Source organism: Streptomyces sp. NPDC031497, assembly GCF_055580905.1.
In genome coordinates this window covers 1-21,635 of the sequence record NZ_JBVIKO010000018.1, presented here as the reverse complement: position 1 = coordinate 21,635, position 21,635 = coordinate 1, and the positions used below count along the sequence as shown (strand labels likewise).

Annotated in this window: 18 protein-coding genes, 1 tRNA gene and 1 pseudogene; 7 read left to right on the top strand and 13 right to left on the bottom strand. The window is 70.5% G+C overall.

Annotated elements, in window-relative coordinates; all coding sequences use genetic code 11:
• Window positions 1-83: 83 nt before the first annotated feature.
• The gene (locus ACZ5K7_RS31320) at window positions 84-986 is read left to right on the top strand and encodes a helix-turn-helix transcriptional regulator (protein WP_468918461.1); all 903 of its coding nucleotides are present in this window, start codon (window positions 84-86) and stop codon (window positions 984-986) included.
• A gap of 38 nt (window positions 987-1,024) precedes the next feature.
• Here ACZ5K7_RS31320 and ACZ5K7_RS31315 read toward each other — a convergent pair whose 3' ends face one another.
• From ACZ5K7_RS31315 to ACZ5K7_RS31300, 4 genes are all read right to left on the bottom strand, one after another.
• On the bottom strand, window positions 1,025-2,266 hold the full coding sequence (locus ACZ5K7_RS31315) for a cation:proton antiporter (RefSeq protein ID WP_468918458.1): 1,242 nt from the start codon (window positions 2,264-2,266) through the stop codon (window positions 1,025-1,027).
• Window positions 2,267-2,273: 7 nt separating this feature from the next.
• Window positions 2,274-2,759: a cation:proton antiporter regulatory subunit gene (locus tag ACZ5K7_RS31310; RefSeq protein ID WP_468918456.1), complete on the bottom strand. Its 486-nt coding sequence runs from the start codon at window positions 2,757-2,759 to the stop codon at window positions 2,274-2,276.
• A gap of 214 nt (window positions 2,760-2,973) precedes the next feature.
• On the bottom strand, window positions 2,974-3,342 hold the full coding sequence (locus ACZ5K7_RS31305) for a peptidoglycan-binding domain-containing protein (RefSeq protein ID WP_351708314.1): 369 nt from the start codon (window positions 3,340-3,342) through the stop codon (window positions 2,974-2,976).
• Between the two features lie 202 nt (window positions 3,343-3,544).
• The gene (locus ACZ5K7_RS31300; RefSeq protein ID WP_468918453.1) at window positions 3,545-4,540 is read right to left on the bottom strand and encodes a sulfite exporter TauE/SafE family protein; all 996 of its coding nucleotides are present in this window, start codon (window positions 4,538-4,540) and stop codon (window positions 3,545-3,547) included.
• Window positions 4,541-4,828: 288 nt separating this feature from the next.
• Between ACZ5K7_RS31300 and ACZ5K7_RS31295 the strand changes: the two genes are divergently transcribed.
• Together ACZ5K7_RS31295 and ACZ5K7_RS31290 are read left to right on the top strand one after the other, a co-directional pair.
• On the top strand, window positions 4,829-5,821 hold the full coding sequence (locus ACZ5K7_RS31295; protein ID WP_468918450.1) for an ATP-binding cassette domain-containing protein: 993 nt from the start codon (window positions 4,829-4,831) through the stop codon (window positions 5,819-5,821).
• Complete coding sequence (locus ACZ5K7_RS31290; RefSeq protein ID WP_351708323.1) at window positions 5,818-6,612, top strand: ABC transporter permease; 795 nt, start codon at window positions 5,818-5,820, stop codon at window positions 6,610-6,612. Before ACZ5K7_RS31295 ends, ACZ5K7_RS31290 begins: the two co-directional genes overlap by 4 nt.
• On the opposite strand, the gene ACZ5K7_RS31285 is transcribed toward ACZ5K7_RS31290, so the two are convergent.
• The gene (locus ACZ5K7_RS31285; protein WP_468918447.1) at window positions 6,590-9,745 is read right to left on the bottom strand and encodes an ATP-binding protein; all 3,156 of its coding nucleotides are present in this window, start codon (window positions 9,743-9,745) and stop codon (window positions 6,590-6,592) included. The genes ACZ5K7_RS31290 and ACZ5K7_RS31285 overlap by 23 nt on opposite strands.
• Before the next feature lie 76 nt (window positions 9,746-9,821).
• On the bottom strand, window positions 9,822-10,637 hold the full coding sequence (locus ACZ5K7_RS31280) for a class I SAM-dependent methyltransferase (protein ID WP_351708328.1): 816 nt from the start codon (window positions 10,635-10,637) through the stop codon (window positions 9,822-9,824).
• A 298-nt stretch (window positions 10,638-10,935) separates the two neighbouring features.
• Here ACZ5K7_RS31280 and ACZ5K7_RS31275 point away from each other — a divergent pair, with 298 nt between their 5' ends.
• On the top strand, window positions 10,936-11,196 hold the full coding sequence (locus ACZ5K7_RS31275) for a hypothetical protein (RefSeq protein ID WP_351708331.1): 261 nt from the start codon (window positions 10,936-10,938) through the stop codon (window positions 11,194-11,196).
• 161 nt (window positions 11,197-11,357) lie between these two features.
• Here ACZ5K7_RS31275 and ACZ5K7_RS31270 read toward each other — a convergent pair whose 3' ends face one another.
• On the bottom strand, window positions 11,358-12,308 hold the full coding sequence (locus ACZ5K7_RS31270; RefSeq protein WP_468918444.1) for a hypothetical protein: 951 nt from the start codon (window positions 12,306-12,308) through the stop codon (window positions 11,358-11,360).
• Window positions 12,309-13,069: 761 nt separating this feature from the next.
• Here ACZ5K7_RS31270 and ACZ5K7_RS31265 point away from each other — a divergent pair.
• Entirely contained in the window at window positions 13,070-13,537 is a 468-nt protein-coding gene (locus ACZ5K7_RS31265) for a hypothetical protein (RefSeq protein WP_351708334.1), read from the top strand.
• A 342-nt stretch (window positions 13,538-13,879) separates the two neighbouring features.
• On the opposite strand, the gene ACZ5K7_RS31260 is transcribed toward ACZ5K7_RS31265, so the two are convergent.
• The 3 genes from ACZ5K7_RS31260 to ACZ5K7_RS31250 form a co-directional block, all read right to left on the bottom strand.
• Window positions 13,880-15,181, bottom strand: a complete 1,302-nt coding sequence (locus tag ACZ5K7_RS31260) for an MDR family MFS transporter (protein WP_468918441.1) — start codon at window positions 15,179-15,181, stop codon at window positions 13,880-13,882.
• Window positions 15,182-15,946: 765 nt separating this feature from the next.
• Window positions 15,947-16,603 carry a hypothetical protein gene (locus tag ACZ5K7_RS31255; RefSeq protein ID WP_468918438.1) on the bottom strand — a complete coding sequence of 219 codons (657 nt, stop codon included), beginning with the start codon at window positions 16,601-16,603 and terminating at the stop codon, window positions 15,947-15,949.
• Window positions 16,604-16,860: 257 nt separating this feature from the next.
• Window positions 16,861-17,181, bottom strand: a complete 321-nt coding sequence (locus ACZ5K7_RS31250) for a GYD domain-containing protein (RefSeq protein ID WP_351708343.1) — start codon at window positions 17,179-17,181, stop codon at window positions 16,861-16,863.
• A 221-nt stretch (window positions 17,182-17,402) separates the two neighbouring features.
• Here ACZ5K7_RS31250 and ACZ5K7_RS31245 point away from each other — a divergent pair.
• A pseudogene (locus tag ACZ5K7_RS31245) lies at window positions 17,403-18,056 on the top strand (site-specific integrase); the annotation flags it as partial.
• 734 nt (window positions 18,057-18,790) lie between these two features.
• On the opposite strand, the gene ACZ5K7_RS31240 reads toward ACZ5K7_RS31245, so the two are convergent.
• The 3 genes from ACZ5K7_RS31240 to ACZ5K7_RS31230 all read right to left on the bottom strand — a co-directional run bounded on the left by ACZ5K7_RS31240 (window position 18,791) and on the right by ACZ5K7_RS31230 (window position 20,834).
• Window positions 18,791-18,864 (bottom strand) — tRNA-Pro (locus ACZ5K7_RS31240).
• Between the two features lie 74 nt (window positions 18,865-18,938).
• Window positions 18,939-19,697 carry a Pr6Pr family membrane protein gene (locus tag ACZ5K7_RS31235; RefSeq protein ID WP_468918435.1) on the bottom strand — a complete coding sequence of 253 codons (759 nt, stop codon included), beginning with the start codon at window positions 19,695-19,697 and terminating at the stop codon, window positions 18,939-18,941.
• A 210-nt stretch (window positions 19,698-19,907) separates the two neighbouring features.
• Window positions 19,908-20,834: a metallophosphoesterase gene (locus ACZ5K7_RS31230; protein ID WP_351713701.1), complete on the bottom strand. Its 927-nt coding sequence runs from the start codon at window positions 20,832-20,834 to the stop codon at window positions 19,908-19,910.
• A 130-nt stretch (window positions 20,835-20,964) separates the two neighbouring features.
• Here ACZ5K7_RS31230 and ACZ5K7_RS31225 point away from each other — a divergent pair, with 130 nt between their 5' ends.
• Window positions 20,965-21,432, top strand: coding sequence for a GatB/YqeY domain-containing protein (locus ACZ5K7_RS31225; RefSeq protein ID WP_351713699.1), 468 nt, complete (start codon window positions 20,965-20,967; stop codon window positions 21,430-21,432).
• The last annotated feature ends 203 nt before the right edge of the window (window positions 21,433-21,635 follow it).

Below are 21,635 nucleotides of genomic sequence, written 5' to 3'. Positions count from 1 at the left end.
ACGAACGGTCGCTACCAGGGAGGACTCTGCCTATGCACTCCAGTACCAGGCACGGGGCGGCCGACCGGGCGGACACTGAACCCATGACCAGCAGCCCCGGTGCCGCCGCCTCCGACAACGAACTGGGCGAGTTCCTGCGCGCCCGCCGCGCCGCCCTCACCCCGCGGCGGGCGGGCCTCCCGGACGACGGCCGGCCGCGCCGCGTACCGGGCCTGCGCCGCGAGGAACTCGCCCAGCTGGCGCACGTGAGCATCGACTACGTGGTCCGCCTGGAGCAGGGCCGCACCCGCAGGGTCTCCCGCGCGGTGCTGGACGCCTTGGCCGACGCCCTCCAACTCGCTCCGGACGAACGGGACCACCTCTTCACCCTCGCCGAGACGGCACCCACGCGTCCGGCCCGTCGGCCGGGCCCGCCGGAGGTCGCTCCGCACCTGCGCCAGCTGCTGGCCACCATGCCCGACGTCCCGGCGATGGTCCTCGACCGCCGTATGGACGTACTGGCCTGGAACGGCGCGGCCGCCGCCCTGCTGACCGACTTCACGGCGGTGCCCCCGGCCGAGCGCAACCTGATCCGTCTGACCTTCCTGGACGAGACCTTCCGCGCCCTGTACGCGGACTGGCCGCGCGCGGCCCGCGAATGCGTGGCGGTTCTCCGCATGGAGGCGGGCCGGACCCCGCACGACCCCGCGCTGACCGCTCTGATCGCCGAACTGACCACCCAGGACCGGGACTTCAAGACCTGGTGGGCCACCCACCAGGTCCGCGGCCCCCGCCAGCTGACCAAGACCTACCGCCACCCCGTGGCGGGCCCGCTCACTCTCGACGTCCAGCAGTTCTCCGTGGACACCCACCCCGACCAGCAGTTGATCGCCTACACCGCGGAACCCGACTCCGCGTCGTACGAGGCACTCCGCTTCCTGCTCCAGTGGTCGACGACGCAGCCGTCCCAGGCGGTCCGGCCGACCCCGGAGAGCCGGAACGGCTGACGGCGGTCCGGTGGTCCCGCGGTCCGCGCCGGTCCCGTTCAGGCCCGGCCGACCGTGTCCTGCTCTTCCGCGCCGGCCGGCACGGGGACCGCGCCCTCGGCCGGAAGGGGATCCGCCGTCCCGGACCCGCGGGTGAGGCGGCGGGCCAGGGGTTCGGTGTAGCGGGCGGTGAGGGGGCCGAGGACGACGAGGATCAGGACGTAGGCCGTGGCCAGGGGGCCCAGGGAGGGTTCGATGCCGGCGGTGACGGCGAGGCCCGCGATGACGATGGAGAACTCGCCGCGGGCAACCAGTGTGCCGCCGGCCCGCCAACGGCCCTTGGCGGAGATCCCGGCGCGCCGCGCGGCCCAGTAGCCGGTGGCGATCTTCGTCAGCGCGGTGACCACGGCCAGGGCGAGCGCGGGCAGCAGCACCGGCGGAATGCTCGCCGGGTCGGTGTGCAGGCCGAAGAAGACGAAGAAGACGGCGGCGAACAGGTCACGCAGGGGTGCGAGCAGGTGGTGGGCGCCCTCCGCGACCTCGCCGGAGAGCGCTATGCCCACCAGGAACGCACCGACGGCGGCGGACACCTGGAGCTGCTGCGCGATCCCAGCGACCAGCAGGGTCAGACCCAGCACCACGAGGAGCAGCTTCTCCGAGTCGTCGCTGGAGACGAACCGGGAGATGTGCCTGCCGTAGCGCACCGCCACCACCAGCACCAGCCCCGCCACTCCGAGGGCGATCGCCAGCGTGAGGCTGCCCGCGGCCAGTCCGGCACCGGCGAGCAGCGCGGTGACGATCGGCAGGTAGACCGCCATGGACAGGTCTTCGAGGACCAGGATGCTCAGTATCACCGGGGTCTCCCGGTTGCCGAGCCGCCCGAGGTCGCCGAGGACCTTGGCGATGACGCCGGACGACGAGATCCAGGTGACGCCGGCCAGCACCACGGCCGCCACCGGGCCCCAGCCCAGCAGCAGGGCCATGGCGGCGCCGGGCAGCGCGTTGAGCGCGGCGTCGACCAGGCCCGCCGGGTACTGGGTTTTGAGGTTGGAGACGAGGTCGCTGGCCGTGTACTCCAGGCCGAGCATGAGCAGCAGCAGGACGACACCGATCTCGGCGCCGATCGCGACGAACTCCTCACTCGTGCCGAGCGGATAGATCCCGCCGTTGCCGAAGGCGAGCCCGGCCAGCAGATAGAGGGGTATGGGCGAGAACTGGAAGCGTCCGGCGAGCCGGCCGAGCAGGCCCAGGCCGAGGATGATCGCCCCGAACTCGATCAGGAAGACGGCGGAGTCGTGCACGGTGGCCTCACTCCCGCCCGAGTATGGAGGCGGCCGCGTCGACGCCCTCCTGGGTGCCGATCACGATGAGCGTGTCCCCGCCGGCGAGCCGGAAGTCGGGTGTGGGGGAGGGGACCGCCTCGGCGCGGCGCAGCACGGCGACGATGGACACCCCCGTCTCGGTACGCATCCGGGTCTCGCCGAGGAGCCGGCCGTTCCAGTACGACGCCGTGCCCAGCTCGATCCGCTCGGCCACCAGCCCCAGATCGGTCGTCGAGAGCAGGTTCGGGCTGTGGTGCGTCGGCATCAGCGCGTCGATGAGCGCGTCCGTCTCGCCCGAGGACAGCCGCACCGACAGCGCACAGGCGTCGGGGTCGTCCTGGTGGTAGGCGCTCAGGATCCGCGAACCGTCCCGGTGCGCGACCACGGACAGCCTGCGCCGCTCCCGCGTGGTGAGGTCGTAACGGACCCCGATTCCCGGCAACGGCGTCCTGCTCAGGCGTGGAGCCCCCAAGGCTGTCTCCCCTGTCTCGTCGGTCTCGTTCCGCTGTCCCTTTGCGATTTCTTTAACCAACACCCTAACGGCCGACCGATGAACGCCGACGAGCGGTGCGGGGAGGGGCGGAAGGCGAGAGGTCAGGGAGAAGGCAGAGAGGGAGCAGGGAGAGGGGCCGAGCGCAGGGGCCGGAGCAGGGCGGTGCGTGGCCCGGGTGGGGGCCGGGCGGGCGTCAGCTCGGGTACGGCACGTAGCAGTCCAGGGCCGGGTGGTAGAGGGCCTGCCAGGTGCGGCCCTCGATCACGCCGCTCTCCGGGAGGCCGTGGCAGACCTGGATCCACTCGATCTTCTTCAGCGTGCGGTTGCCGTAGTTCCCGTCGGCGACCAGTTGGGGCGGCTCGCCGCCCCAGGCGTTGCTGAGGCACTGGGCCTGCTGCACCGCCGCGCCGGTGTCACCGTACGTGAGGGTGGGCCGGAAGCCCGACGACACGTAGGAACAGCTGTGCTCGGTGGCGGCCGCGGCGGTGTGGGGCACCGCCAGGCCCAGTGCGGCGGCCGCGCTCAGGGCCGCGGCCGAGGTGAGCAGTCGGTTCCGTCGCATGCGCGCTCCTTCGAGGCCGGCTCATGCCATGGTCGCGCGGGGGCGGGGATCTCCGCGACTTGGACTCGCCGCCGCAGGAGGGAGAACGGAAGCAGGGGAGTGCGGTGGCGGTCGCTCTCGCCCGCTCGCGCAGCGGTCCCGGTCTCCTTGTGCGTCTGTTGCGCGGATGCGTTGAGCGACGGAGTCAGATCACCGGCTCCGGCTACGAGCCGCCGCTCACACCCGCCGTTTCGGCTGCCGTTTCGTCTGCGGTTTCGTCTGCGGTGTCGGCTGTGGTGTCGGCTGTGGTTTTGGCTGTGGTTTTGGCTGGCGTCCCGGCCGTCGTCCGGGGGTGCGCGGTACGGCGGTCGCGCATGCCGACGATCCCGCCGAGCAGCGCCATCCCCAGGCAGCCGAGCACGATGACGGTGGACGACGCCTTCAGCATCGACAGGCCCGACCCGGTCAGCAGGACGACCAGCGCCCAGCGCACCGCGCCTCCGGCCACCCGGCTGGAGACGACGGAGCCGAGCAGGACGCCCGGGACGGCGCCGATCAGGAGGGTCGCCGCGAGTCCCAGGTCGGCGTCGCCGACGAGCAGGTGGCCCAGGGCCGCGGCGGCCACCATGGGGATGGCCTGCACCAGGTCCGTACCGACGAGATGGTTCGCCTTGAGACGCGGGTGGGCCAGCATCAGCATCACGATGATCAGGGAGCCCGAGCCGACCGAGGTCATCCCGACGATCGCCCCGCCCACCAGTCCGATGAGCGGCGTCGCCACCGGCCGTACCGGAACATGGGCGTCCTCGGCGTCGTCCTCGGTGGCGGCGCGGCGGCGGTCGAGCCACAGGCGGGTGAGCATGCCGGCGACGGCGAGCATCAGCGCCGTACCGACGACGTACTTGACGCGTTGTTGCAGGTCGTCGCCGTCGCCCAGGGCGCGGAGCAGGAAGACGCCCCCGAAGGCCGCCGGGACCGCGGTGGGCAGCAGCCGACGCACGATGTCCCAGCGCACGGTGCCGGCGCGCTGGTGCACCAGCGCGCCGAACGGCTTCATGAAGACGGACGCGGCCAGGTCGCTGCCGATGGCTGCCGTGGGGTTCACCCCGAACACCATGACCATGATCGGGGTCATGAGGGCTCCGCCGCCCATGCCGGTGAGACCCACGGCGAAGCCGACCAGGGCTCCCGCGATGATGATCGGGCCGGTGGAATCCATGGGGCGGACCTTAACCACCATTCCTATGGGAAAGGTATGGAACGGCCTGTTCCACTTCCCCGAGGCCGCCCGCCGAAACCGCCCGTCCCGCGCCGGAGCCTCCGCCGAGGCCGCCCGCCGAAACCGCCCATCCCGCGCCGGAGCCCTCCGCTGAAACCGGCCGGCCCGCGCCGGAGCCCTCCGCTGAAACCGGCCGGCCCGCGCCGGAGCCCTCCGCTGAAACCGGTCGGCCCGCGCTGAAACCCGGCTGAAGCCGTGCTGAACCGCCGTGGCCGCAAGCTCTGCGGCATGACGACGACAGACAGCGAACTGGCCATCGAGGCCATCGGGTTGCACAAGGCCTACGGGGACAAGACCGTTCTCGACGGCATCGACATCCGGGTACCGGCGGGCACGATCTTCTCCCTCCTCGGACCGAACGGCGCCGGCAAGACCACGGCGGTCAACATCCTCTCCACCCTGATCTCCGCCGACGCCGGCCAGGCCCGTATCGCCGGCCACGACGTCACCGCCGAGGCCCAGTCGGTACGGGCCGCCATCGGGGTCACCGGACAGTTCTCCGCCGTGGACGGCCTGATCACCGGCGAGGAGAACATGCTCCTGATGGCCGACCTGCACCACCTCTCCAAGAGCGAGGGACGGCGGGTCACCGCCGAACTGCTGGAGCGCTTCGACCTCACCGAGGCCGCGAAGAAGCCCGCGTCCACCTACTCCGGCGGCATGAAGCGCCGCCTCGACATCGCCATGACCCTGGTCGGCAGCCCGCGGATCATCTTCCTCGACGAGCCGACCACCGGCCTGGACCCCCGCTCCCGCCACACCATGTGGCAGATCATCCGCGAACTGGTCTCCGGCGGGACCACCGTCTTCCTCACCACCCAGTACCTGGACGAGGCCGACCAGCTCGCCGACCGCATCGCGGTGCTCAACGGCGGCAGGCTCGTCGCCGAGGGCACCGCCGAGGAACTCAAGCGACTCGTCCCCGGCGGCCACGTACGGCTGCGGTTCTCCGACCCGGTGGCCTACGAGCAGGCCGCCACCGCGTTGCGCGAGACCGCTCGCGACGACGAGGCGCTCGCCCTGCAGATCCCCAGCGGCGGCACCCAGCGCGAGCTGCGCGCCATCCTCGACTGGCTCGACGCCGCCGGCATCGAGGCCGACGAACTCTCCGTGCACACCCCCGACCTGGACGACGTGTTCTTCGCCCTGACGGGCAACCCCGCAGCCGCCACCGACAACGCCGACAGCACCATCAACACCGCCAAGGAGACCGTCCGATGAGCACCGGGTCCTACGCCCTCCGCGACAACCTCACCATGCTGCGGCGCAACCTCCTGCACGCCCGCCGCTACCCCTCCCTCACCCTGAACCTCCTGCTCACCCCGGTCATCCTGCTGCTCCTGTTCGTCTACGTCTTCGGCAACGTGATGAGCGCCGGCATCACCGGCGGCCACGCCGACCGGTCCGACTACGTCGCCTACCTCGTCCCCGGCATCCTCTTCCTGACCGTGGCGATGACCTCGCTCGGCACCGCGGTGTCCGTGTGCACCGACATGACCGAGGGCATCATGGCCCGCTTCCGCACCATGGCGATCTCCCGCGCCTCCGTGCTGGTCGGCCATGTGATCGGCAGCGTGATCCAGACGATGATGGCCCTGGTGCTGGTCCTCGGCATCGGACTGGCCATCGGCTTCCGGCCCGACGCGACGCCGGTGGAGTGGATCGCGGCGGTCGGGCTGATGGCCCTGGTCAGCCTCGCGCTGACCTGGCTCGCGGTCGGAATCGGCCTGATCAGCCCCAACCCCGAGGGGGCCAGCAACATCGGGACGCCGCTGGTCATGCTGCCGTTCCTGTCCAGCGCGTTCGTGCCGGTGGACGCCATGCCGGGCTGGTTCCGCTGGTTCGCCGAGTACCAGCCCTTCTCGCCCTTCATCGAGACCCTGCGCGGTCTGCTGCTGGGCAGTGAGATCGGTACGAAGAACGCCGTGCTGGCCCTGGCCTGGGGCCTGGGGCTGACCGTGCTGGGCTACCTGTGGTCCCGGGCGCGGTTCACCCGCGAGCCCCGGCAGTGAGCTCGTGCAGGGCCACGACCCGCAGCTGATCCCGCCCCAGGGCCGCGTACTCCGACCTCGCGTCGGCGTACGCGGCCCGGTCCGCGTTCTCGGCCGCCGCCCGGGAGCGGGTCAGGGACAGGGTGGGGAACTCCCGCACCACCGGCATCCGTTCGGACAGCGCCAGCAGCCGTACGGCCGCCGGATCGCCCTTGGCCAGCCGGGCGTGTCCCAGTGCCAGCAACAGCGTGCCGTACACGGGCAGTTCCACCGGGGACCCGTCGGCCGGTGAACCGTCGGCAGGGCCACCGGACAGCAGCCCGAGCAGGTACGCCCCCAACTCCTCGGTGAGCGCGGCCACCGGATCCGGCCGGCCGTGCTGCGCGTGCGCGGCCACCGCCGCCGACTGCAGCTGAAGGACCCACGAGTCCACGAAGGGATCGTCGGCGAACAGCGCACCGGCCTCCCGTACCCGCTCCGCGGCCCGGCGCCACAGCCCGAGCCCGACCTCGGTCAGCCCCCGGGACAGCGCGATCTCCGCCCTGGCCGGCAGCTCGGGGCTGTACACCTGGTCCGACTCCGGCGGCTGGTCCGCGGCGGCGAGGCCCAGCCAGTACTCGGCCTCGTCGATCTCGCCCCTGTGCAGACAGGCCAGCACCAGCCCCCAGCGGATGCCGAGCGTGTCCGACCCGTCGCCGAACGCGTCGAGCGCGGTCAGCGCGGCACGCAGATGGTCGTACGCCTCCGCGCCCCGCTCGGACTGCAGGCACAGCTCGCTGACCCGGCCGTGGCTGAGCAGGTGCATGGCCGGGTTGTTCAGCGGAGCGAGCGCGTCGAGCATCCGGCGGGCGCTCTCCAGGGCCCGCTCCGTGTCGTGCCCGGCCTCCCAGACGTAACTGGCGACGGCCGAGGCGATGCCCGCCAGCATCGGCTCGTCGGCCTCGCACAGCTCCTGGAGCCGGGCGAACTCCGGCGGCCGTATCTCCGGCACGGCGCACAGCACGACGGACAGGGCCCGCAGCACGGTGTCCGGCGGGGCGGGCGGCAGTCGGCGCAGGGTCACCAACTGGCGTACGGCGTGCGGGCCGTGGCCCATGAAGAGACTCGCCGCACACACCGCCGCCGCGCTGCGGGCCGGTTCCACGTCCTCGGGGTTCTCGGGACGGAAGTGGGAGAGGGGGCCCGCGGTGTCGGCGGCCAGCGAGGCCAGGCGGCCGTAGTGGGAGCCGGTGGACCACAGGGAGGACAGTACGGCGGTGACGGCCGCGGTGGTGGGTCCGTCGGCGCGGGCCAGCGCGTACCGCAGGGCCAGGACGAGGTTGTCCTGCTCGGCGCCGATACGGCTCCAGGCGGCCCCCGGACGGTGGCTGAACAGCTGGTCGTGGTGAGCCCGCCCGAAGGCCCGGGCCCAGACCAGGAACCGGCCGGTCACCGCCTCCTCCTCGCCGGCCTCGGCGCGTCGGGCGGCACCGAACTCCCGCAGCGTCTCCAGCATGTGGAAACGCACCCCGGACGGGCTGTCGCCCACCTTGAGCAGGGACTGGCCGGCCAGTTGCTCCAGCAGGGCCAACGTGTCCCCGCCCTCGTCGAGCAGGTACTCGGCGGCCTCCTCGGTAAAGCCGCCCGGGAACACCGACAGCGCGCGCAGCGCCGCCCGGCCGTCGGCCTCCAGGAGATTCCAGCTCCACTCGACCACGGCCCGCAGCGTGCGATGCCGTTCGGGCGCGTCCCGGGCGCCGCCGCGCAGCAGCGCGAAACGGTCCTGCAGTCGGCGCGCGATGTCCGCCACGGACAGCACCCGCACCCGGGCCGCGGCCAGCTCCACGGCCAGCGGCAGCCCGTCCAGGTGCCGGCAGATCTCGGCCACCTGGTCGGCGGGCAGCTCCACTCCCGGCCGCGCGGCCCGCGCCCGCTGCCCGAACAGCTCGACCGACGTCGCCGCCGAGAGCTCCGGCAGGGCGTACACGGACTCAGAGGTCAGCCCCAGCGGAGCCCGGCTGGTGACCAGCACCCGCAGCTCCTTCGACCGCGAGACCAGCGCCTGTACGAGACCGGCGGCACCGGCGATCACCTGCTCGCAGTTGTCCAGCACCAGCAGCGCGGGTCCCGTGCCCAGCGCGGCGACGATGCCGCTCACCGGATCCCCGCCCCCGCTGAACCGCCCGCCCTCCCCGGCGCCGACGGCCGAGGCCACCTCGCCGGCCACGTCGTCGTCGGCGAGGACACCGGCGAGGGTGACGAAGTACACCACGGGCTGCTCGGCGGCCCGGCTCACCGCGTGCGAGAGCCGGGTCTTGCCGAGACCGCCGGGGCCGACGACGCTCACCACCCGGGACGTGCGCAGCAACCCGCCCACCGCGGCGACATCCGCGTCCCGCCCCACCAGGGGGTTCGGCTCGTGCGGTACCCCGTGCCGGACCCTGGGCACGTCCGCCCGCACCAGCTCCTGGTACACCGACTTGATCCCGGGCCCCGGGTCGGTCCCCAGCTCGTCCCGCAGCCGGCGGCGGTAGGCGTCGTACCGGGTCAGCGCCGCGGCCCGCCCGGCGGTCGTGGCCTCGCACCGCAGCAGCTCCGCCAGCACCTCCTCGTCCCGCGGCAGCTCCCGGGCCAGCGCGGCCAGCGGTTCCGCGGCCTCCGCCCGCCGGTCCAGCCGGGCGAGTGCGAGCGCCCGCGCCCGGACCAGCGCGCGATGCGCCCGGACCCGCGCGGTGCGCAGCGCCACCACCGGATCGTGCAGGTCCTCGCCCGCACCGGCGCCCACGCTCCCGTCCCAGAGCGCCAGCCCGGCCTCGGCCTGTGCCAGGGCGCCTTCGTGGTCCCCGGCCCGCGCCCGCTCGGCACTGCCCGCCTCGTGCAGCAGCAGAGCGGAACTGTCGACCTGCGGCTCGTCCAGCGCCAGCCGGTACCCCGTCGGCGTACTCACGATCAGCTCGGCACCCAGCTGCGACCTGAGCCGCGACACCAGGATCTGCACGGCCTTGCCGGGCCGTTCGGGCAGCTCCTCCGCCCACAGCCCCTCCACCAGCCGGCCGGTGCTGCAGCCACCGCGCAGATCCTCCGCGAGCAGCGCCAGCAGCCCGCGCAGCCGGGGCGCGGTGATCTCCCGTCCGCGGCAGACGACTCGGGGCAGCAGGGTCAGCTCGGTGGTCACCTGTGCAGAGTAGTCAGGGGGTGGGGTGAAACGGGGCCGGCGGTCGCCCCTCCGTCAACGCCGCGCGGAGACTCCTTCAGCGCCGCGCGGAGACGACGTAGTAGTCCAGCAGCCCGTCGCGATAGGCCGGCAGGAAGTTCCGCGGCCACTGCACGGGCAGGTCGATGCCGGACAGGAAATGATCCAGGCCCGCCCAGACATGACCACCGATCGACTCGGCTCGTACGTCGGTCAGCCCGACGGCGTCCAGGGCGTCGAGCAGCGAGACAAGCGAGTGGGCCACATCCAGCCCGGACGCGAAGCTGTCCAGCCGCGCGGCCAGCTCCGCACCCACGCCTTCGGCCCCGACCGGCAGGAAGAAACTGGTGACGGCGAGCCGGCCGCCGGGCCGCAGGACCCGCGCGGCCTCACGGCCGAACGCGGCCAGGTCACGGAAGTGCTGGGCGGCCTCAACGGAGTACAGACACTCGAACCGGCCGTCCTCGAACGGCATTTCCTCCGCCGCCCCATGAGCGAACCGAAGCCGGCCGGGCGCCCGGCCGAGAAGCTCGGCGTTGGCCCGCCGTGCCCGCTCCAACTGCTCGGGATGAACGTCCATTCCGGTCACGGAGGCGAACCCGAACTCGTCCAACGCGAGTACGGCGCCGAGCCCGAGCCCGCAGCCGACCTCGACGGCATGGGCGTCCGCCCCGTCGAGCGTGCCCAGCACACGGCGGTAGAGATTCCGCTGACTGCGCACCCGGTCCTCGGTGGTCAGCGGCCGGTCGAGCGGAATCCCGTCCCAGTGGCCGAAGTTGATGAACCCGCCCGCGAACGCCGGTGCGGAGCTGAGGTCCTGGGGCCCGTAGACGGCACGCACGGAAGGCGCGACGTCGTAGCGGATACCGTCCACACGATCTCCCTGTCCACGATGAGAGTGCTCGGCCTCTGGAACGCATCGTGCCCCCTGCCCGGCCACGGCGGCCAGACCACCCGCCCCGCCCTGCTGCGGCACCGCACCGCATCGACGACACCGAGCGAACCCGCGGAGGGCGGGCCAGCGGCAGCCGAAGGGGTCACCTCAGCCGATTGGCCCTCAGAAACCCCGGATGGCTTCCCCGATGAGCGCTCCGCCGGATGTCGATCTAGCCTCCGAAATGAGCGCGGAATTGATCTTTTGATGGTGCGCTCTACTCGCCCTAGGAGGAGAAATGAACAGTTTCCGCAAGGTCGCCGTCGCGGCCGCCATCATAAGCGGTGTCAGCCTCGTGGCCATCAGCCCTGCCAACGCCCAGGCTGCGCAGAGCATGCGGGGCGGCGGCGGTGGCGGGTGCAAGTCCCACGACCTGAACCTCGACATTCTCGGTGAGGTGGGCATCTTCAACGGCCTGGGCGGCAACCTGATCAACGGCGAAGGCAGCCCAGGTGCGCAGGTCACTGACATCGGTTCCGACTGCGGTCACGGCTGGTAGCAGCCTTGCCCGTATTCGCTTGAAAATAGATGTCAAAGGCCCCGATCCGTGACGGCGGATTCGAGGGGCTGTTGTCGCAGACGCTCGGCTGGGATTTCCCAGCCGAGCGTTTCGCGTAATCGACTTCGAACCGGTCGGCCATGACCCACCACCTCGCCGTCTCAACCGGCCGCACGGACACAGACCTCGGACTGGCGATCCCGGCAGCGCCGGCAGCGGCCGGGTGCCGCCGCCCGGAACGCGCGCTCGCAGCCGTCGCAGGTCTGGAAGGGCAGGACGGCCGGGCGGGCCGTGGGCCGGTCCTCGATCCTGGCTGCCGCTGGTACCGCGGTCAGGGGAGTCTCCTTGAGCCGGAAGCCGAGGATGCCGGCCGGACGGACCAGCAACTGATCCGGGAGTCTGTTGGTCAGGTGCTCGGTGATCTGAGTCGGCAGGACACCCGCCGCCAGCCACTGGGTCACGGCCGGGGCGAGACGGGCGGCTTCCTGCGCGGACAGCAGGAGCCGGGGGTCGACCCGGCGCAGTGACGCCAGTACGGCCATGGCCTGCGGGTCGGCCTCGGAGGAGGGAAGCGGGTCCGGTGCCGCGGAGGGTGCCGGTACGCGGGTCGTAGCGGGAATCGGCTTCTCTCCCCTCGGCCTACGCGGTCGAGGCGGCTTCGGCGGTTCGGGCGGCCCGTCCGGGTCGTCGTCCGGAGCGCCGTCCGGAGCGCCGTCCGGAGCGCAGTCCGGATCGCCGTCACGCGCGTCACCGCGTACGACGTCCCCCGGCGCGTTGTGGAAGTACGTCCGCGTACGGATGTGCCCACCGGGCCCGCGCTCCCGGCGGCGTTCCAGATAGCCCGCCCCCTCAAGTTCCTTGAGCGCACGGGAGATCAGGATCTCGCCCTCGGTGAAGTGCTCGCACAGGGCGGCGATGCTCACGCGGGTGCCTTCGGGCAGGGACAGGATGTACACCGCGACGCCGACCGTGACCGCGCTGCCGCGTCGCTGGGCGAGGGCGTTGGGGACCACGGTGAAGTCGGCCGCGAGAGGGGTACGTACGTGGATCACGCCAGAGGTCGGAGCCCCGGCGTCGGCGCGCAGGCGCGCGTTAGACTGCGGATCAGCCATCGGGAAGACGGTTACTTCCTGATCGGTCAGGCCCTCGATCGGGATGCCAGTCCCGGCCGGGGGCCGTCGTCTGTGTGCGGTTGTCGCGGCGAACGTAACCGCCCGCGTTCGGGCCACGCAAGCCGGTCACCCGGACGGGTGACGTGGGACTTTCCGGCGCCTTCCCGGCGGGGAGGGTGGGTGGGCGGGTAGTTCTTTCCCCGGTTCTTTGAGGAGGCCAGTGGCCCGCCGAACCCTCGCGGGCAAGGGCCCGGTGAGCCCGGCACGCGGACGCCGACCGGAGCCCGGCCGACTCAGCGACGGTGACGCAGGGCCTTCAACCCGCCTTTGAAGACGCCCAGGGCCAGGAGGCGGAGCGAAGCACAGCGTGGGACCGGCGAGAGAAGGCGAACGCAGCCGGCCCAGGTCGTACCGCATGCCCAGCACGAAAGCCGCCGTCACTGGCAGCTCTCAGCCTGGGAAGCCGAGGTGACCGTAGGGCTCGCTGTGGGGCGGACACAGGGGAAAAGCCCCAGTTCACGACCGGAACCCGGGCTCCCGCTGCCACCCTCGGACTGCCGGCACGCCAGCCTGCGCATTCCGTGCGAGCACGCCGGTCGACCCGGTCGACCCGGTCGCAGCCGAGCGGCGGTGGAGATCGTCGGCAGGATCGGTTGCCAAGCGTGGCGGGACACGATTCGTGGAAAGCTCACGTCCGCCGCGCCCGAAGGCTGTTCGGACTCACCAAGTACCTTCTGGCACAGGCGTGTTGGAATGCCCTTATGGCCACTCCCGCTGACGGAACCACCCACCTGAGTCCGGACGAGCCCGAGCACCGCCTGCGTGCCGAGATCGAGCGACTGCGAGACGAGGCGACGCACCAGAGGACACTCGCCCACCGCCGGGCCGAGTTCTGGACCAAGATGGACATCGCCCTCGGTTTCCCCGCGGCCCTGCTCGCCGGTACGGCAGGAACGGCAGGACTGGCCTCCGCGGACGCGCGCGTTCCCGCCGCCCTCGCCGCTCTGACCTCCGCCGGGTTCGCGGCGGGAGCGGGCTTCCTGCGCAGCGACACCAGGCGCCGCGCCAACAAGCGCGCCCGGCACGCGTGGGCCTCGGTCGAGGCCAGGGCCACGGTGGCGCTGGCCCAGGAGCACGTGACTCCCGAGATCCTCGGCAGTCTGCTGGAGTGCCGCCAGGCTGCGCTGGCGGCCTACGACGGCGAGGAGCCCCGGCCGGGAGCGTCGTGAACCGACTGATGACGAGTCATACGCCCCTGAGACAACTCTGGTCGGCCAGGTAGAGGCGGAGTCGGCCGGGAAGCACGTCCGTTCCGTCAGCGCCCTTGAGCCCGGAGGCTCGGCGCCAGTGGGACGGCCGGCGCGGCGTGGCACCGGAAAGACCCGCGGCAGGTCCGGGTTCGTACGACACCGCGTGCTTCCTTCCGCCCCCATCGATACGCGCCTGAACCGGGAGGTGAACGGGCAGGTCAGGAACCCCAGACCACGCCGTGAAGCGGTTCACGGGCGGCTGCTCGGAGGTCGTGACACATGTCCGGAGCGTCGGACGGCTGTCTGCCCCGCTTCACCGGCTCATCCCTCGCTCTTGAGTTCGGGCTCCTTTTCCCGATGGGTGCTGGTCGGTGCGGCAGGCGAGGCCACCTGGCCCAGCGGCTCGGCCAGCACCCCGTACCCCACAGCGGCCACCACGCCGACGACGGCGCACCCCGCCCACAGGGCGTCGGATCCGAAACGGTCGATGACGACACCGCCGAGCAACGGACCCGCGAAGGTTGCCCCGGACCACGCCAGTGTGTAGACGCCCTGATAGCGACCTCGACTGTGCGCCGGTGAGAGCGACGCGGCCAGGGACATGCTGGTCGGGTTGTGCATGACCTCACCGATGGTCCACAGGCAGACGGTCACGATGTAGAAGGGCACGGAGTGAGCGAAGGCGGTGAGTCCGAAGCCGAAGCCGGAGAGCAGGGAGGCGATGATCAGGACAGTGACGGGCTGGATGTCCTTCAGGGCTCTGGTGACGGGGATCTGGGCGAGGACGACCATCAGTCCGTTCATGCTGATGACGATGCCGTACTCCTTGCTGGAGAAACCCTCCTTGCCCATGCTGACCGGCAGCGAAGTGGTGTACTGCATCAGCACCAGGGCGACCAGTAAGGACAGGAAGACCACGGCCAAGAAGCGACCGTCCCGCAGCACCGCGCCCAGGCTCGGCGCGGGACCCGCGGACGCACCGCCCGCACCGCCCGTCTCTTCCTGTCCGCCGGCCAGGTCAGGGTCGGCGGACAGGCTGTCCTGAGGTCTGGTCTCGGGCACCTTGAGAAAGATGACAACGGCGCACAGCAGGACGGACGCCGAGTTCCCGAGGAACAGCAGCAGGTATCCGTGCTCGGCGATCAGTCCGGCAGCGGCCGAGGCCACGCCGAAACCGATGTTGACGGCCCAGTAGTTGAGCGAGAAGGCCCGGACCCGGTCCTTGTCCGGCACCAGGTCGGCGATGATCGCCTGAATGCACGGCCGCGCGGCGTTGGCGGTGACCCCCAGAACGGTCACGACCACCGCGATCAGCACGGGTTCCCGGCTGAATCCGAGAGTCGCCATGGCGGCCGCAGTGGCCAGTTGGGAGATCAGGAGCGTGGGCCGCCGGCCCACCCGGTCCGCCAGCACCCCCGCCACCACGGCCGCGACAGCGCCGCCCGCTCCGTACAGCGCGGCCACGAGACCCGCGAAGCTGGCGGACAGTCCCCGTTCCGTCGTCAGATAGAGCGCGAGGAACGTCGTGACGAAGCCCCCGAGCCGGTTGATCAGGGTGCTCGCCCACAACCACCAGAACTGAGACGGCAGGCCCCCCATGGCGTCCTTGATGGCACGCGCCATGGGCGCCGGGCGTGGCAGGGCTGACACGAGACCCCCGGGGTCATGAGAGCGGAAGGGCGACGAGCTGGGGAAGTAAGTACCGCCTGGCAGCTCCGCATGTTACCCACCCCGGGCGGCCAGAAAAACGCCGAACGGCAAGGATCGCGCGGTCTCCCACCCGAGTGACGCCGATCGTCGTCCGCGGCGAACCCGCCGGAGCCCAGCCCGCACCAAGCCACACCGCGCAGCAGACCGCGGTGGGCCATCGCCGAGCCAGCCACCCGGTAGTGAGCCGCCTCGAACTCCTTGGGTCGGGGGCTCAAGGGCCGAGTACAGGCGCCCGTTCCTCTACCGGCCGACCCACTGCACGACGGCGCGTTCGACCTGGTCAGCGCCCCGCCAGGGCCCTCGGTGTTCGACCGGTTCGGCTTTGGAAGTGCCGTTGAGGGCCTCGGCCATCGCGTTGTCGCACGAGTCTGCGACGGAGCCCACCGACGCGGCGGCCTGATCAAATTCGATTGGCCCCCCGAGCACAACAGAGGGCCAATCGCGCTCACGCGATTGCCCCTCTGACCAGCGTCGGGGTGGCGGGATTTGAACCCACGACCTCTTCGTCCCGAAGCAACTTGGGCGCGGACTATGTCTTGGGCCATCGAGTCCTTCACCTGCGCTGATGGCCCGCAGACGTTCGCACTCGTCCGCCGTTGTTCGTCGGCGTTGTCACGCAGTTAGACACGCAGATGAGTTTGGCTCCAACGTACTGAGCCCCTGCCTGCCGCTCCGACCTCAGCCCTTCTGACCCTTGAGAACACTTGAGGCAAGGTCGTCGACAGAGCGACGCAGCTCTCGTTCTGACAGGGAGTCTTTAGGCCCAAACCGCTCAACGTAGAACGTTGCTCCGTCACCTACGTCAACGGTGAGCTGAGCCTTCCAGGCGTCACCGTAAAGGACTTGACGCGCAGCGGCACGCCCCTGGACCATCAGCGGCTCCGCCTTCTCTGGGATTACGTCTGTTCCATCCACCGTCTGCTGCAGTGAAGCCGCGGTGGGGTAGAAGGCGACTACGAACCCAGCTGGCTCAGACGCGCCGTCTTCCGTCATCATCAGATAGCAGGAGGACCCTCCCTTCTCCTCGGCCATCGGAGATGCCTCCCTGATGCTGAGCTGCTGTTGCATCGCACCACTCACGAGCTTGCAGACGTTCGTCTCGCTGACGCCGGAAAGAACAGCAGTTCCCTGTCCAGACGCCGTGGCGTTCACCGACCCAGACGAGTCCGCCATGACGTAGCCAATGCTGCCGCCGGCAGCTAGACAACACGCCGCGGTAAGGACCAGCAGGCTCGTCACTCGGACACGTTGACGCTTGGCGACGGGCTCAGCCGCTTCCTTGGGGGAGAGGGTGCCCGCGCCGCTCTCGTGAGTTGAGGTGTCCTCGCTGACCATGGCGAGAGCATCACACCAGACTCACAGCTGATGTCTTGGCGATGCCTGATCGTTGCGCAGCAACCATTGAGCCATCAGCTTGGGAAGCTGCGGCACTCTGGGGTCAGTTGGTGGGCTGAACTGGGCGAACGGGTGATGCGTGGCTCTAGACGCTCGGTTGCTTTCACCGTGGGTCCCCGCTGTTCCCCGCTCGATCTGGTGCGGTTGTGGTGCGGGGTGAGGATCGCGGGAGCAGATGTGTCCCCGTCTCCGAGGGCTCACGTGCTGGGGGCGCGAAAGGTGACCTGTCGGCGCGCGGCCTCATCGATCTCGTCGAGGGTGATGAGAGGGGTGGCCCGGGTGTGGAGGGCTCCGCTGGCCTTTACGGTGAGGCTGACCGCGGCCATGGAGACCGAGTCGGGGAAGTCGACGATGAGCACGATGTCATCCTCCCCGAAGGCGAAGTACATGGCCTCGACCTGCCCGCCGAGGCCGGTGACGACTTGGTCGACGGCGGCGCGGCGGCCGCTTGCGCCTTCCTTGAGCAGCCCCTTGGTCCCCTCGGGCGTATAGGTGGCCTGAATTAGGAACTTCGGCACAGGCGTGCCTCCTGCCGATCGATTGTCTGGTGTGCAATGGCCTTCCCGCTGTCGCATCGACCACTACTTGCGGACCGATTGGATTCACTCGTTGGAACCCGCGCCTCTTTCTGCTGATCACTGTCGAGGAGCTGCAGTAGCGCTGAGTGGCATACGGCTGCACAAACGCGAAGACCCCGTCGTCAGCGTTTCCGCTGGTGACGGCGCCTTGGTGCGCCTCGTGGCGTCCTTCCAAGGCGCTTACGTTCGCTCAGGCTGAGGCGGTGCTCAAGGGAGCCAAAAGGACCTCGATGTACGCCTGCATCGTCGTGGCGCTGCTGACTGGGGCCCGCACCGAGGAACTCCGCGCCCTCGCCTGGGACCACGTCTTCCTGAAGGGGCGCCCTGAGTTCGACCCGCCGCAACCCCCGCACATCGCCGTGTGGCGCTCCGTCCGGTGGAGCGGGGACACCAAGACCCGGAAGTCCCGGCGCACGCTCGCCCTGCCGGCGCGGTGCGTCGAAGCCCTCTGGCAGCAGTTCGAAGAGCAGGGCTGGGATCGGCTCGCCGCTGACGACGCCTGGGAGGAACACGGGCTTGTCTTCTCCTCGGCCGTCGGCAAGCCGCTCGACGCTGCCAACGTTCGCCGGGCCTTCCGCCAGGCGCTCAAGGACGTCGACGGGATCAGCGCCGGCGAGTGGACTCTGAGGGAGCTCCGGCACAGCTTCGTGTCTCTGTTCTCAGGTCGGGGTGTCCCGCTGGAGGAGATCTCCCGCCTCGTAGGCCACTCGGGCACGGCCGTGACGGAGGAGGTCTATCGAAAGCAGATCCGACCCGTCATCCAGACAGGTGCGAAGGCAATGGATCAGATTTTCAAGGTTCCCAATCGCGACTAGACGCGAGGCTGGTTCGGGCGGCGGTTGCTGGGCCAATCGCCGCCCAACGCTTTGTCTGCCTCGTGGACAGTCATCAGCCGTTTGGGGTTTGGGGTCCATCCCCGCGACGCCATAGGTCACGCAGTTCTCGGAATGCCTTGATCACGCGAGCGCACGCTTCCAGCAGTCCTGGCAGTAGGAGGAGGAAGAGCGTCACGACGCCGAAAATGCTGAGCAGCAACAGGCTGACACTGTCGTCCCAAGCCACTGGCCATGTTTCCCTTCTGGATCGCACGGCCAGACTGGGCATTAGGGCAGGCTCAGCCCGACCGTGTTCGCGGTCGAGGTGAGTTCTGCCAGCGCCAGAAGATCACGAAAGGTACAGGAGCGGTGCCGGTGGTGTAGCTGCCACTACTCCGACGGTCCTCACGAAAATGGGCTGGGTGATTCGCGGAACCTCGGCTGCGTGGCGCCGGACGAACCTCGAAAGACACCTGTCGCGGCCGACCTAGTCGGTCTGACGCTCGCGAACTACCGAGCTGGCCTCTCCGGCAGCTCGTGGCCGACCTAGTCGGTCTGACGCCTGAGTCCCTGAAACGTGAGAGCACCACGCTAGCGCCATGCGCCACCCTGCGGGGCGCGATCTCTGAGAAGCCACGCGTCGTACCGGGGGCGCATTGGCGCGCGTAGTCACGCAAACCAGCAGGGGCCTGATCCACTTTCGTGGATCAGGCCCCTGACCTGGTATTACGGCGTCGGGGTGGCGGGATTTGAACCCACGACCTCTTCGTCCCGAACGAAGCGCGCTGCCAAGCTGCGCTACACCCCGATGTCGCTGCTGTCCTGCTTGTCGCGGCGACGTCGTTTACTTTAGCCCACAGGTGGCTGGAGACGAAATCCGGTTTATGGGCGGCGGCCGACCGGGTTCGGGCGGGTGTGGTCCAGGGCTACCAGGAGCACCGCCAGGGTGTAGAAGGCGAGGCCCAGGAGGAGGGCGTTGGCGAGGGCGCCGCGGTAGCCGTGCTGCTCCGCGTCCAGGAAGGGGTAGAGGTAGCGGCCCGGCGTGCCGGGGAGGAGCAGCTCCGCTCGGGTGAGGAAGAAGGCCAGGTAGGCCAAGGGGTAGAACATCCAGCCCGCTGTCTGGCGGAGGTGGAGGCGGCCGGGCGGCGTGAGGATCAGCCAGTCCACGAGGGCCGCCACGGGTGCTGCCGTATAGAGGAGCTGCAGGGCCAGCCACTGGCCGTGCCCGGCCACTGGCGGGTGTGTCGAGCCCGTCATGGAGAAGGGGGGCGTGGTGTGGCCCAGGAGCAGGTGGTAGACCAACCCGGAGATCACGATGTAGAGCAGCGCCGCGCCCGTCAGGGACGAGGACAGTGGGCGGGACGCCTGCCAGGCGCGGCGGGCCGAGGCCAGGCTGACCAGGGCCAGGAAGATCGCCGCCTGTATCCCGAAGTAGCTCATGATCTGGCCCGGACTGCCCAGTAGCAGCTCCAGGGCCACGCCCGCCGACGCCAGTGCGGCCGTCAGCAGGCGGAACACCGCGGTCAGGGGGCGTCGGGTGGGGGCCACCACCGCCGTCGCCGGAACGTAGCCGGGCAGCAGTACGGGCGTGCCCGGGACCGCGGGGAGGTCCGGGATGTCCCGGGGTATCGGAGCCGTCATGCCCTCAAGGTAGAAAGGAAGGGGCATAACCGGCATGTTGGCCTACGCCGGGTGGGTTACGAGGCGAGTGGGCTACCCGGTGGGTGGTTATCCGGTGACTGGGTTATCGGGTGGCTGGGCTGTCAGGTGAGTGGGTTCCCGGGTGAGTGGGTTCCCGGGTGGGGCACCCCCCGCCGGCTCCCCGCGTAGCCTCGCCTCTCCCCTTCCCTCCTACTCCCGGCCCACCAACGTCAGCAGCGTCGCCTCCGGTGGGCAGGCGAAGCGGACCGGGGTGTAGCGGTTCGTGCCGCAGCCCGCGGAGACGTGGAGGTACGACGTACGCCCCTCCGCCGTGTGCCGCGAGAGGCCCTTCACCCGCTCCGTGTCCAGGTCGCAGTTGGTGACCAGGGCGCCGTAGAAGGGGATGCAGAGCTGGCCGCCGTGGGTGTGACCGGCCAGGAGCAGGGGGTAGCCATCGGCCGTGAACGCGTCCAGGACGCGCAGGTACGGGGCGTGGACCACGCCCATCGAGAAGTCGGCCGTACCGGACGGGCCCCCCGCCACCTGCACATACCGGTCCCGCTTGATGTGTGGGTCGTCCAGTCCCGTCAGCTCCACCGAGACGCCCTCGATCTTCAGGGCACCCCGCGTGTTCGTCAGGTTCAGCCAGCCCGCCCCGTCGAAGGCGTCCCGCAGGTCCTCCCACGGGTTGTGGATCACGCCGACCGCCGGCGGGTTGCCGTTCAGGCCGTGATTGCCGCTCGTCTTCTCCAGCAAGTAGCGGGCGGGGTTGCGGAGTTTGGGGCCGTAGTAGTCGTTGGAGCCGAAGACGTACGCGCCGGGGAAGTCCATCAGGGGGCCGAGCGCGTCCAGGACCTCCGGGACGCCCTCCGGGTCGGACAGGTTGTCGCCCGTGTTGATCACGAAGTCGGGGCGCAGACCCGCCAGCGACCGCAGCCAGCGCTGCTTCTTGCGCTGTCCGCTCACCATGTGGATGTCGGAGACCTGGAGCACGCGCAGCGGGCGCATCCCCGGCGGGAGGACCGGGACCGTCACCCGGCGCAGGCGGAACGAACGGACCTCGAAGCCGGCCGCGTACAACACACCGGCGGCACCGAACGCCGCGATTCCCAGGGGTACTCCGTATCGAGCGCGCATACGACCATCGTGTCAGACGGAGAGAGGGCCCAGAGACCGGGCGGTGCAAAGAAAGAAGGAGAGGGGCGGGGGAGAAGGACCGGCTAAAACGGCGGGCGGCCCGCGTGCGGCACCTGCGACAATCGGAACCATGACCACCACGCTCAAGTCGAAGCTGCACGACGACCTCAACTCCGCGATCAAGGCACGTGACGAGCTCCGCTCCTCGACGCTCCGGCTGACGCTCGCCGCGATCACCAAGGAGGAGGTCGCGGGCAAGGAGAAGCGCGAGCTCTCCGACGACGAGGTGCTCAAGGTGATCGCCAAGGAGGCGAAGAAGCGCCGGGAGGCGGCCGAGGCCTTCGCGCAGGGCGGTCGTACCGAGAGCGCCGAGCGGGAGAAGGCGGAGGGCGAGCTCCTCGACGAGTACCTGCCCAAGCAGCTCAGCGACGAGGAGCTGGGCGGGATCGTCGCCGCGGCCGTCGAGGAGGCGAAGGCGGCGGGCGCCGAGGGGCCGCGGGCCATGGGCGCCGTGATGAAGATCGTGAACCCGAAGGTGGCCGGGCTGGCCGAGGGCGGCCGCGTCGCCGCCGCGGTGAAGAAGCGGCTCCAGGGCTGACACCGGAAGCGCTCCAGGGCTGACTTCGGAAGCGGCTCCAGGGCTGACTTCGGAAGCCCCGGAGGCTTCGGGCGGTACGACGGCGGGGGGGGGAGGGGGGGGGGGGGGGGGGGGGGGGGGGGCCCACCCCCCCCCCCAAAGAAAAAAAAAAAAACAAGCAGAAGACCCGCCCCTTCCCCCGCTTTCCCCTCTTCCATTCTCCC